The following is an 11,681-nucleotide window of genomic DNA, read 5'->3' as shown; positions in this document are numbered from 1 at the left end:
GTTCACCGCGCAACGCGATCGATGCGAACGAAATCTCTTGACTTGACTGCCGGCACCTATTTTGTGCCATGTCTCACATATCTGGCCCCGCGTACCCGGACGGCGTCTTCGGGCCGCCGGCCGTCCGGGCCCCGCAACGTGGATCTCCGAGGCCTGGCGGCTCGCCGGCTTCGGCGACGGCTTGACGGAATCCCCCGATGGCTCCAGAAAGATCCTCCTAAATGCAAACGAAGACCATCCTGCCTGTCGTGGTTTTGACGGCCCTCGCCGTCGCGGCCTCCGGTTGCGGTAAGAGCGGCACCAGCGAGCGGTCCGGCGAGCGGTGGGCGACCACCGAGAACACCAACGTCGACCTCGACTTCGACAAGATCAACGAGGCGTACAAGACCGCCGAGGGGCCCGAGGACTTCGAGCGGCGCGTCAACGAGATCTACACGGGGAGCGAGGTCATCAGCGTGGCCGTGCAGGACCTGGACGCCAAGACGCAGGTCGTCACCGGGTTCTTCGACAAGAACAGCGACGGCGGCGTGCAGGACCCCGAGAAGGTGTTCACGATCCGCCGTGACGTCTCCGGCGAAGGCACCGCGCAGATCCAGACGTCCGGATACGGCGCCTACGGCTACTACCACTCGCCGTTGATGGGCATCGCGTCCGGCATGCTCCTCGGCTCGATGCTCTCGTCGGCGTTTCGCCCGAACTACGTGCCGGTCTACACGCAGCCGTACACAACGCCGCCCAATCGCGCGTCCGATCTCCGATCGCAGCGCGACTCGTACCGCGCCTCGAGCCCGTCCGGCGCCAACAACAGCAAGTCGTCGCAGACCGGGCGGCGCTACAACAACGCTGGCGGCAGCCGCTTCGGGAGCGGCAAGTCCGGCGCCGGCTCGCGCTTCGGCGTCCGCCGCGGCGAGCGCGGTCGCAGGCCCGAGCGCCTCGTCGCGTAACGGATACCGAAGAGCGCACCGCCCGCCGCGATGCAGCCCCTGCGAAGCATCTCGGAGCTCCCGTTCCGCGGCCGTCCCGCGCTGGAGCTGCTGAACCTCGAACAGCACCGCGACGAGCCGGACGTGGAGTCCACGCAGTTCGGCTGGTGCCGGGTGGCCGAGCTCTGGCTCGACGGCCGCGCGGATCGCGAGCCGCTCCGGGTGGCGGGCGCGCTCGTCGTGGCGGTGCACGCCGCGGACGAGCCGGAGGTGCTGCCCGATGACGTGGAGCTCGAGTTCTTCGTCGAGGAGGTCGCGAAGGACTACTCGGTGACCGTGCTCCTGTCGGCGTTCCTCGAGCGCTGGCTGCCGGCCGCGCTCTCCGACGAGCGCGCCATCGTGCTCGCCATGTGCAACCCCCACGCCGCGCGCATCCGCCGGCCGAAGGCGGCGGGGCTCACCCCCGTGTACTACGCCGACGGCGACGTCGACGCGTGGCTCGACACCGACGAAGACGGTCGCCGGCACATCCGCCTCGAGGCGGAGGCCTGGCACAGCGCGGAGTGAGACGATGTTCGATGGACGCAGACAGCCGGTCGTGTCGCGCGAGCAGAAGCTGGTTTATGCCGGCATCTACGTGCTGAAGAAGATGGACCTGAAGCCCGCCGACGGAGGCATGGAGATGCCCCTCGTGATGCCGTCCGAGCTGAGCCCGCTGGAGGACGTCCTGCAGGAGCTCGTGAACGCGGACCTCGTGGAGGTCAACCGCCGCAAGGCGCGGTTCGAGCTCACCAAGAAGGGGCTCGCCTACCTCGGCGAGATCATCGACGAGGCGGAGGCGCTCGTCGACGAGTTCGACGACGAGTCGCTCGAGGACGCGGTGGCCGAGCTCCGCAGGCGAAACGTGGACGTGCTGCGGGCCCGCTTCCTGTGGGGCTGGTACGACGGCGAGCTGGACGATCTCGTGCTCTTCCAGCAGCGCCGGGGCGCGACGACGGTCGAGCCGTGGTGGGCAGACTACCTCATGAGCGACGCATTCTACGAAGCGCTGCTCCGCGACTTCGCCTGAGCGAGGGGGCGCGCGGGCGCACGTCGTCGCGGCGCGGCCTGAGCTAGCGCTCGGAGCGCACCGGCGTACGATGCGCTCCGGCCGCATACGGAAATTCCGCTATGGGCCAGGAGAGCGCGACCATGCTCGACGAATTCGATCCTCCGTCCAGAGGCGCCGCACCATCCATTCGCAAGCCTCCACCGCGCGCCCGCGGCTATCCGGTGATCGGGCTACTTCCGGGGCTGGTGCGGGACGCGCCAGGCCTCTTCCGCCGGCTCGCGGGGCAGCACCCGGGCGCGCTCATCGAGCTCGACCTCGGCCCCGCCAGAGCCTACCTGGTGACGCACCCCGATCAGGCCCAGTACATATTCAACGACAACTGGCGCAACTTCACCAAGGAAGGCGGGATGTGGAGGCCCATCGCGAGGCTCCTCGGCAACGGCCTCGTCACGGCCGGAGGCGACGAGTGGCTCCGGAACCGCCGGCGCATGCAGCCGCTGTTCGCGCCGCGGCAGCTCGCGAGCCTGGTCGATCTCATGGTCGATGTCGTCGAGAGCGACCTGCCGCGGCTCGAGCAGCAGGCGCGCACCGGCGCCGCCATCGACATGGACAGGGAGATGATGCAGCTCACCCAGCGCGTCATCCTCGCGACGATGTTCAGCGCCAGCATCTCCCCCCGGGAGACCGACAGCCTCGGCGAGGCGATCGGCGCCGCATTCCAGACGATCAACGCGAGGATGTTCTTCTACTTCATGCCCGAGCGCCTGCTCCCGGGCGAGCGCGCGCTCAGGGACGCGATCTCCAGGATCGACGCGTCGATCCTGCGCCTCGTCAGGGAACGCCGCAGCGGCGGGGAAGAGCGGGACGACCTCCTCTCGCTGCTCCTGCGCGCGCAGGACGAGTCCGGCTCCGGGATGGACGACCGCCAGCTCCGGGACGAGCTCGTCACCATGTTCGTCGCCGGCAACGAGACGACGGCGATCACGATGACCTGGCTCTTCTACCTGCTCGACAGGCACCCCGAGATCGAGCGCAAGCTCCGCGCGGAGCTCGAGGAGGTCCTCGGCGACAGGCGGCCGACAGCCGCCGATCTGTCAAAGATGGACTACACGAAGAGGGTGATCCTGGAGGCGATGCGCGTCTATCCACCCTCCTGGCTCCTCCCGCGCATCGTGAAGGAGGACGACCAGATCTGCGGCTATCCCGTGCCCGCCGGCGCGATCGTCATCGTCAGCCAGTACGTCATGCACTACGATCCGGCCTTCTGGGAGGCCCCCGCGGTGTTCGACCCCGAGCGCTTCACCCCCGAGCGCTCGGCCTCCCGCCCGCGCTACTCGTTCATGCCGTTCGGCGGTGGACCGCGGCAGTGCATCGGCAACCTGTTCTCGATCATGGAGGCGCAGATCCTGCTCGCCGTCCTGCTGAGGCGGCTCCGCGCGCGCCTCTTGCCCGGTCACCCGGTGTCGCCCCAGGCCATGACCACCTTCCGGTCACGCCATGGCCTCAAGATGACGCTCCACCCCGTCTGACCGCATTGTCCGCCAGACCATCGCGTTCAAGGCCACCGTGGAGCCGGGGGCGAGCGCCATCGTGCCGATCGTGCTCGCGTGGAAACTCCCGGTCACACAGTCAGGCTCAGGGGACAGGGGGAAGAGCGCAGAGAGCGCCAACAAACGATGGGTGGCTCGCATACCGTACCTCGTGGATCCACGAGGTCCGAACAGGATCCGAAAGTCGAGCTTCCCATCATGGATCGGGTGACCGCCAGGTTCCGTGCGGGAGGCGCGCGGTCGCGGCGAGGGGGCCTGCGGAGCACCGCGGACAACTACGCCGCTGGGGCACGCCTGGCGCGACCGCAACGACCCGCGTCACGTGCGGGAGGCGCCGTTCAAGCTCAGACCGCCGGAGCCTGGCGCTCAGTTCATGAGCCGCGAGCCAGCCGGAGCCCGCCGCTCCGGCCTTGGCGTGGAGAGCGGACCAGCATGGTGGTGGACCATCTTCCATTGGCTGTCTTCGAGGATGAAAATGTTCGTCGCGCACAGGTGTGCAGGCTCGTCGCCGTCGGCCTCGAGGCACGTGACGAAGGCGAATTCGCCGAACAGGTGCGCCACGGCGCCTTGGCAGCGCAGGCGTAAGGGCGAGCTTTGGTGCAAGATCTGGCGCCAGCTCTCGAGCACGCTGGCGCGCCCCGAGAGCGCCTGCATACCGGGATGGGCGCAGGCCACGGGCGTCCGCTTGGACCACACCTCGCGCATCGCCTGGTGATCCCCGGAGCGGAACGCCTCGTAAAAGGCCTCGTTTGCGACCAGAACGAGCCGTTTCGCTTCGACGCTCTCCTCGACGCTCATGCAGAAACAATGCTCCCCGGCCGGCTCTGATGCAAGAGCTTCGAAGACGACCCGCGGGACGACGCAGCGGCCGGCCTCCGGAGAGCTCGGCGGCGGTGGGCGCCAGCGGGTCCTCTCGCGAAGCCCACGAATGGCTCGGGCGGCGTGCACACGCCGAACTCGCCCCCTCCCGTGTGGAGCGCGGCGCGGAGCCAGGTGCCGTCGGGATAGCCAGGGCGGTAGTCGCCAATCGCCACGTCGTCGAGCTGGCGGACTCCGCGGTGGCCACCGGGCAGGGCCTCAAGACACGCCAAGCGACCCGTCACGGCTCGGATCGACCGCGCGACCCCGCCACCGGCGCGGAGGTGAGCGCGCCGGACTCGCTGCGCGTCACGAGCCTGTCCCCGTCGCTGTCGAGCGCCTTCAGCATCTCGCCGACGACCACCTCGGACGGCGTCTCGGAGGTCGCCCTCGAGACAGCCGCCCTCAGCTCCTCGGCCGAGATGCGGCCATCGCGGTCGGCGTCGATCGCCTCGAAGGTGCCGAGCTGGCGCCAGAGCTCCACGGCGAACGACTCGGCCAGGACGAGCTTCGGCTCGCGGCCGCTGTCCACCGGCGGCACCTCCTCCGGGTGTTCCTTGGCGAAGCGGGCCAGCGGAGCGATGTCATCCATGCCGCCGAGGAGCGCGCGCGGGAGGGCGATCCGGTACGCGCGGTCGTCGACCAGCGGGAGGCCGCCGATCGCGGTCAGGACGCCTCGGTCATCGGTCGCCATGCGATCGTCGATCTGGAGGTAGCCGGCGTGCTGGGCGGGGGCGCGCGACCGCGACGCGGCGACGGCCTCGCGGACGACGCGGCCGGGCATGCGGACCACCACCACCTCGTTGCTGAAGGGCACCTCGGCCTTGAGATCCCCGTAGGTGAAGCGCTCACGGTACTCTCGACCGCCGCGGATGCCGCCGCCGTTGAACAGGCACCCGTCCGCCTCGACCGCGTCCCGGATCCGCGAGCAGAGGAGCGCCCCGAGCGAGGTCTGCCGCGTCCGCGTCCCGACGGACGACAGCGCGCTCCCCGGCGGGAGCCGGAGGAGGGTGGCCGCGTCGAGGTCGCGCACGAGCTGCATGTGGCGGTCCACGCGCGCGCGCATCGCCGGATCCTCGGGATAGCCGCCGACGTCCTCGATCCGGACGGTGACCGCGGGCAGGTCAGGCACGCCGGCAGGCGGCGCCTCGGCAGGCCACGCGAGATCGATGACGGCCGCGCTCGCCGCGTCGGTGCCAGCCTTGACGACCCAGCAGCCGTCGACGTCGTCGAGGAGCACCTCGTGCTCGTGGCCGCCGAGGATCACGGGAAAGCGCGGGTCGCGCTGCATCCGCGCGAGCGCGAGGTCCTCGCCGCGGCTCTGGTGCGTTATCGGGATCACGCAGGCGCAGCCCTCTTCGTGGACGAGCCGACGGGCCCAGAGGACGGCCGTCTCGTTGGCCGGCGCGATGGGGATCCCCCCGAACGCGCCCCGCCGGTACAGGCCCTGCACGTGGACGAGCAGGCCGAGGAGGCCGACCCGGACCGTCCGCCCGCCGGGGCTCGAGACGGCGAGGATCTCGTGCGTGGGCAGCGCCGGAGCGAACGAGGGCATGTTGGTGTTGAGCCACGTGCCCTGAAACTCCTGCACCCGCGCCATGAGCTCGTGGAGCTCCACGTCGGCCTCGTGGTTGCCGAAGATGGTGTGCGTGATCGGCACCGCGTTCATGCAGTCGACCATGCCCCTGCCGTGATCGAGGCTCGAGAGGAGGCTCGGCGCGAGGAAGTCGCCGGCCATCACCGCGATGAAGCGATCCGCCGGCCCGGCGGCGTGATGCCTGACCAGGCTCGCGAGGCGCGGGAGGTTGTCGAGCGAGTAGACGTCGTTCACGCAGACGATCCGCAGAGAGGGGCCTCTGGGCGTGCCTTGGTCGCCGGCGGTCATGTCCCCTGAAGATAGCCCAGCGCGCGGGCCCGCGCTCTCCGCGCACATCGGCGTCAGAGGGCGACGCGCTCGGGAACGCTCTCGAAGGAGAACACCCGCCAGGCATGCGGCTGGCCAGGGCGCGTTGACTCCGTCGCAGCGCCGTTCGTGAACTCCGCGACGACGCCGCGCCAGAACTCGAGGGCCGCTGCGTTCCCCTCGGAGACGCGCACGGTCCACTTGCCCGGAATGCGCTGCCAGAGGAGGACGGCCGCCCGGCGGCCCACGCCGGAGCGGCGGTATCGCCGCAGGACGAAGAACTCGGCGATATCGAGGACGTCCGGGTCAGCCGCCGCCGGCGAGCCCCGCGTCGCCAGGACGAACCCCGCGACGCGGCCGCCACATCGAAGGACGAAGGCGAACCGGCGGTCCCGCTCGGACCCGTAGAGAGGGAGCTTGTCGTAGCCGAAGCGCCCGTCCGCCCTCAACTCTATGCCGGGGAACACGTCGCTGAGATCGTGAATGTACAGCTCGAGGAGGTTGGACAGCAGCAGGGCATCGGACGACATCGCCTCATCGAGAACAACTGTATTGGAATCCGCCATGGCAACTCCTCTGGCCTGCTCAAACCCCATTGCCGGCCTGCGTCGAACGCCGGCAGGACGAGACCGCAGCGTAACAGGACGCTTGGTTGAAGCGCCAGGGGGAGAGGGCGAGCCGCTTTTCGTGGAGACCGGATGAACGCGGCGCTCCTGTCGAGCAACGAAGCCGCCATGTCCGAAACCATTGAACGCCGTGGCGTGAGCCCCAGGGGTCGCCCCTGGAGGGCTTCCGCCCTGACCATCGCGGCCCTTGCCGGCCTCACCGCGTGCGAGCCCATCGGGCGCGGCGGGGGCAACGGCGGCGCAGAAGGCACAGGCGGCAGCGGCGGCTCGCCGGGGGCGAGCAGCGGCGGCGTCACGGAGGGAGCGGGTGGCTCGAGCGGCGACGGCGGCGCACCCGGCACCGGCGGCGACGGCGGCGCACAAGGCACCGGCGGCGGCGGCGGCGCACAAGGCACCGGTGGTGCGCCTGGCACCGGCGGCGACGGCGGCGCACAAGGCACCGGCGGCGGCGGCGGCGCACAAGGCACCGGCGGCAGCAACTCGACGGGCGGCCCCCCGCCAGTCACGTGCGTGCCGGGCGCGGTCGTCGCCTGCTACACCGGCCCTGCCGGGACGAACGGTATCGGGCGCTGCGCTTCCGGGACGCAGACCTGCCGCCCCGACGGCTTCGGCTACGACGCGTGCGCAGGCGAGGTGACGCCCGCCCCGGAGCGCTGCGCCACGCCAGAGGACGAGAGCTGCGACGGCGAGCCCCACTGCGCTCAGCCGCCGCCGTGGGCGCGGGGCTTCGGCGGCCCTGCCAGCGACGAGGGCTGGTCCATCGCGAGCGACGCCCACGGCAACTACTACGTCTCGGGCTCCTTCAGAGGGACCGTCGACTTCGGTACCGGCCCTCTGACCAGCGCCGGACAGGCGGATATCTTCCTTCTCAAGCTCGATCCCTCGGGCTCGGTGCTCTGGAGCAAGCGCATCGGGATCGAGCGCGACGAGCGCGGAGGCGCCGTGACCGTCGACGAGAACGGCAACGTCTTCCTCACCGGGAGGTACGAATCCACGCCCGGGCTGCCGGGGCTCGATCTGGGCGGATGTCCCCTCCCCATCGAAGACATAACCCCGCAGACGACCTTCTTTGTGGCCCAGTTCGATCCCGACGGCAACCACATCTGGAGCGATGGCCCCTATGCGTTTCCGAATGTGCAGTCCGTAGAGCAGATCGCCGTCGATGCTCTTGGCGATATGTACGTCGTCTACCTCCAGTGGCAGACCGCCTACCTCGTGAAGATCGACGCCGCGAGCAAGGCCCTCCTCTGGAGGGAGACAGTACCCGTAAGCTTCCCCTACGGCGCGCGGCTCGCGCTCGACAGCGCCGGCAACGCCGTGGTGGTGGCGACCGCGGGCGCGGGCGCCGCTCCCATCGTTGCGAGCACGTTCGTCGTCTCCAAGTACGCTCCGACGGGCGATGTGCTCTGGGTGCAGGCTTTCGAATCCAGCTCGGACCCTTTGTTCGGCGGCGGCGTGACGGCGCACGCGGTGGCGATCGATGCTGCGGACGAGATCTTCGTGACAGGCGTGACGGATGGATCCATCGATTTCGGCAGCGGGACCCTCCCCGTCGGCTCCGTCCTCGTCAAGCTGGATGCCGCAGGCGAGCCTATCTTCGGCCGCTCGGTCCGCTTCGGCGGCAGGATCGTGCTCGATCCCGCCGGCGACATCATCGTCGCCGGTCGCGGCCTTTCGAAGATCGATGCGAGCGGGATGGAGCTCTGGTCGATCAACTTCAATGCCGACGTGCAGGATATCGCCCTGTCCCCCAACGGCATGGTCGCCGTCGCGGGCAGCGCGTTCGGCCCCGTGGACTTCGGAACCGGCCCGATCACCTATGGAGGAGGAGGGCATGCCGACGCCTACGTCGCTGCCTTCAACCCGCCGATGAGCGGCGGCGGCGGCGGCGGCGGCGGCGCAGGGTCGACCGGCGCAGGTGGCGGCTCGACCGGCGGCGACCCGCCTGCGACGTGCGTGCCCGGCTCGGTCGTCGCGTGTTACACCGGCCCGGCCGGGACCCGGGGCGTCGGGCGCTGCGCTCCTGGCACGCAGACATGCCTCCCCGACGGTGCCGGCTACGGTCCCTGCGCAGGCGAGGTGACGCCCACCGGAGAGGTCTGCGCGACACCGGAGGACGAGGATTGCGACGGCGAACACATTTGTCCTTCGCAGCCGCCGTGGTCCCGAGGCTACGGCGGCACCGGCGCCGACGTGGGCTGGTCCATCGCGAGCGACGCCGCCGGCAACTACTACGTCACCGGCTCCTTCGAAGGTGCCGTCGACTTCGGCGCCGGAGCTCTGACCAGCGCCGGCCTCACGGACGTGTTCCTCCTCAAGCTCGATCCCACCGGCGCTTTGCTCTGGAGCAAGCACTTCGGCGGCAGCTCCAATGAGACCGGCCGAGCCGTCGCCGTCGATGGAAGCGGCAACGTCTTGCTGGCCGGCACCCACGTTCCCGACGGGTGGTCGCGCCTGACCTTCGGCGGCTGCGAGTTCCTGTCCCCTACCTATGTCGAAGAGGTCTTCGTCGCCAAGCTCGACCCCGAGGGGAATCACATCTGGAGCCGGGGGTCCGTCTCGTCAGACCCGCACTTTGGCCAGCGCTTCGAACAGCTCTCCGTCGACACGCTCGGCAATGCCTATGTGACGTCTTTTACCCCGGGTGCGGGCGAGTCGACTGCCTCCCTGGCGAAGCTGGACGCCGCAGGAAGCCTGCTCTGGAGCAAGCCTCTCACGGCGGCGATCCCGACCCACGACGACTACCAGAACCAGAACGACAACGTTCTCCTCGCGGTCGACGGCGCCGGCGACGTGATCACGGCGAGCGCGTCCATCTCCGGTCACCCGTCCTGCCCCTGCGCTCACCGGTTCACCGTCCAGAAGCACACCCCGACCGGCGACGTCGTCTGGAGCCGCCAGCTCGGTCCCTCGGAGCTCTCCGAGACAGACATCGGAGCGTCGGCCCTCGCGCTGGCGGTCAATGCCGACGAAGAGGTCCTCGTGACGGGCTACACGGACGGAACCGTCGACTTCGGCGGCGGCGTGCTCCCCGAGGGGCCGGTGCTCATCAAGCTGGACGCCGCGGGCGAGCACGTCTTGAGCCGCTCGATCCCCTTCGGCGACGCGCTCGCCCTGGATCCCTCCGGGAGCATCGTCATCGCCGGGGACGGGCTCTCCAGGCTCGACGCGAGCGGGACGACGCTCTGGACGAGCAGCTTCGACGCGAGCGCAAAGACCATCACCATCTCCCCGAACGGTACGATCGCTGTCACCGGCGCTGCCGAGGGAGCCACGGACTTCGGGACCGGGCCGATCCCCTACGCGGCCGGCACCGACGTCTTCGTCGCCACGATGAGCCCCTGAGCGCCGCCGCACCATCGAGGCGCAGAGAATTCTCCGAACGACTACCCGAAGGTACGCACCTGCGCGGAGCGCTACGGCATCGTGATCGCGTCGGCGCCCGGGACGGGCCGGAGCTCGATCTCGGCGAAGCGGCGATGGGTGAAGCTGAGCTGGATGCGAAAGGGCGAGGTGGAGAGCACGGTGGCCTTGGCGCCGCACGCCTCATCGCCGGTCCCGAGGACCGTCCGAGAGCGGCCGCCGGATAGGGCGCCATCGTTGCTGAGGCACGAGGTCTGGTTGATCCCGCTCTTCTGGGACCAGAGGAAGACACCGAAGCCCTTCTCTTGACCCTCGGGCGGGGGGTACGCCTCGTCGACGTACTCGAACATCCCGACGTGCAGCTGGGCCCCGTAGAAGCCCGTGATGCTACCATCCCGCTCGAGGAGCCCGGTGGGGCCGCACACGCCGTAATCGAGCTCGTTCGTGCTCCGTCTGTACACGATCGTGCCCACGTCGAGCCCTTCACAACCGCCGAAGGGGTCCGTCAGCTCCACCGCACCAGAAGGTGTGCCCGTCACGTCGACGAAGCTACCGAGCGGGGTGGGCGCGGGCGGCGTCGGCGCCGGATCCCCCGCGCAGAGCGGGACCATGGTGGGGATCGTAGCCTGGGTCGGCCCCGGCTCTGGCAATCGATTACCCCAGCACCAGAGACGGTCGTTCTCCAGCACCGCGCACGGCGTGATCCCGAGCGTCACCCGTTTCGCCTTGCCGGCCCAGAGATCCACGTCGACGAAGGTCGTGCGATCGACGTAGGCGTCGTTGCCCAGCTCCCCGTCGCCGCCGCGTCCCTGGCAGCGAATGCCGCCCTCCAGCGTGACGTAACACTGGTTGAAGATCGCCTCCGCGTAATCGGCGGCAGAGACGTCCGGCACCGGCACCGGCACCGGCGCCGCGAGGCAAGGGCCCGCGTCGTTCTCGTCGCCGACCCCGCAATAGACCGCGTCTGATTCCGTCACCGCGCAGCCCTTTCGGAGCGAGACGACGCGCTCCCCTCCGAAGTCCAGCTGCACCGGGGCGCAGGACTCGTGGCTTGGGCCCGCGCAGTGGACGGCGCCGCCCTCGTCGAGACCGCACACCGACCACGGCGCCACGCTGATGTCCGTGATCCGCGCGCCGTCACCGAGCGCCATGAATTGCCACGCGTCGAGCTCGTCATCCCAGCAGGACACGTCGCTGTCGTCGCGCAGCACGCAGAACCAGTTGTCGTTCTGGATCGAGACCTTCCTGATCCCGGCCGGCGTGTCGGGGAACCGGACGGGCTCTCGCTCGGTGTTGGCGGCGGCGCGCGCGTCACGGATGGGGTCGGGCTCGTATTCTCCCCAGTAGAAGAGCTCAGCGGCCTGGTTCACGGCCAGCGTCTCGCCGGAGTACGCCCGCGCGCCGTGA

9 protein-coding genes are annotated in these 11,681 nt (G+C 69.8%); 5 read left to right on the top strand and 4 right to left on the bottom strand.

The window, feature by feature from the left end:
• Positions 1–221: 221 nt before the first annotated feature.
• From WME75_RS44790 to WME75_RS44775, 4 genes are all read left to right on the top strand, one after another.
• Positions 222–944: a hypothetical protein gene (locus WME75_RS44790; RefSeq protein WP_437484307.1), complete on the top strand. Its 723-nt coding sequence runs from the start codon at positions 222–224 to the stop codon at positions 942–944.
• Between the two features lie 30 nt (positions 945–974).
• Positions 975–1,490: a hypothetical protein gene (locus WME75_RS44785; protein ID WP_437484304.1), complete on the top strand. Its 516-nt coding sequence runs from the start codon at positions 975–977 to the stop codon at positions 1,488–1,490.
• A gap of 4 nt (positions 1,491–1,494) precedes the next feature.
• A complete protein-coding gene (locus tag WME75_RS44780; protein WP_437484301.1) occupies positions 1,495–1,992 on the top strand; it encodes a hypothetical protein in 498 nt (165 codons plus the stop codon).
• Between the two features lie 122 nt (positions 1,993–2,114).
• Positions 2,115–3,503, top strand: a complete 1,389-nt coding sequence (locus WME75_RS44775) for a cytochrome P450 (protein ID WP_437484298.1) — start codon at positions 2,115–2,117, stop codon at positions 3,501–3,503.
• A gap of 387 nt (positions 3,504–3,890) precedes the next feature.
• Here the strand turns inward: WME75_RS44775 and WME75_RS44770 are convergent, their stop codons facing one another.
• The 3 genes from WME75_RS44770 to WME75_RS44760 all read right to left on the bottom strand — a co-directional run bounded on the left by WME75_RS44770 (position 3,891) and on the right by WME75_RS44760 (position 6,815).
• Positions 3,891–4,322 (bottom strand): nuclear transport factor 2 family protein, encoded by a 432-nt coding sequence (locus WME75_RS44770; RefSeq protein WP_437484296.1) that lies wholly within the window; start codon positions 4,320–4,322, stop codon positions 3,891–3,893.
• Positions 4,323–4,623: 301 nt separating this feature from the next.
• A complete protein-coding gene (locus tag WME75_RS44765; protein WP_437484293.1) occupies positions 4,624–6,267 on the bottom strand; it encodes a 5'-nucleotidase C-terminal domain-containing protein in 1,644 nt (547 codons plus the stop codon).
• A gap of 53 nt (positions 6,268–6,320) precedes the next feature.
• Entirely contained in the window at positions 6,321–6,815 is a 495-nt protein-coding gene (locus WME75_RS44760) for a GNAT family N-acetyltransferase (RefSeq protein ID WP_437484290.1), read from the bottom strand.
• Positions 6,816–7,019: 204 nt separating this feature from the next.
• Between WME75_RS44760 and WME75_RS44755 the strand changes: the two genes are divergently transcribed.
• Positions 7,020–10,256 (top strand): hypothetical protein, encoded by a 3,237-nt coding sequence (locus WME75_RS44755; RefSeq protein WP_437484288.1) that lies wholly within the window; start codon positions 7,020–7,022, stop codon positions 10,254–10,256.
• Positions 10,257–10,327: 71 nt separating this feature from the next.
• Here the strand turns inward: WME75_RS44755 and WME75_RS44750 are convergent, their stop codons facing one another.
• Positions 10,328–11,644, bottom strand: a complete 1,317-nt coding sequence (locus tag WME75_RS44750; RefSeq protein WP_437484285.1) for a hypothetical protein — start codon at positions 11,642–11,644, stop codon at positions 10,328–10,330.
• Between the last annotated feature and the right edge of the window lie 37 nt (positions 11,645–11,681).

This window comes from Sorangium sp. So ce1014, assembly GCF_051521505.1.
Classification (GTDB): Bacteria; Myxococcota_A; Polyangia; order Polyangiales; family Polyangiaceae; genus Sorangium.
This window is presented reverse-complemented; position numbering and strand designations above follow the sequence as displayed.

Bases quoted from the DNA above. Each gene is read 5' to 3' on its own strand.
- WME75_RS44785 (WP_437484304.1), top strand. From the start codon at position 975: ATGCAGCCCCTGCGAAGCATCTCGGAGCTCCCGTTCCGCGGCCGTCCC.
- WME75_RS44790 (WP_437484307.1), top strand. From the start codon at position 222: ATGCAAACGAAGACCATCCTGCCTGTCGTGGTTTTGACGGCCCTCGCC.
- WME75_RS44765 (WP_437484293.1), bottom strand. From the start codon at position 6,267: ATGACCGCCGGCGACCAAGGCACGCCCAGAGGCCCCTCTCTGCGGATC.
- WME75_RS44770 (WP_437484296.1), bottom strand. From the start codon at position 4,322: ATGAGCGTCGAGGAGAGCGTCGAAGCGAAACGGCTCGTTCTGGTCGCA.
- WME75_RS44760 (WP_437484290.1), bottom strand. From the start codon at position 6,815: ATGTCGTCCGATGCCCTGCTGCTGTCCAACCTCCTCGAGCTGTACATT.
- WME75_RS44755 (WP_437484288.1), top strand. From the start codon at position 7,020: ATGTCCGAAACCATTGAACGCCGTGGCGTGAGCCCCAGGGGTCGCCCC.
- WME75_RS44780 (WP_437484301.1), top strand. From the start codon at position 1,495: ATGTTCGATGGACGCAGACAGCCGGTCGTGTCGCGCGAGCAGAAGCTG.
- WME75_RS44775 (WP_437484298.1), top strand. From the start codon at position 2,115: ATGCTCGACGAATTCGATCCTCCGTCCAGAGGCGCCGCACCATCCATT.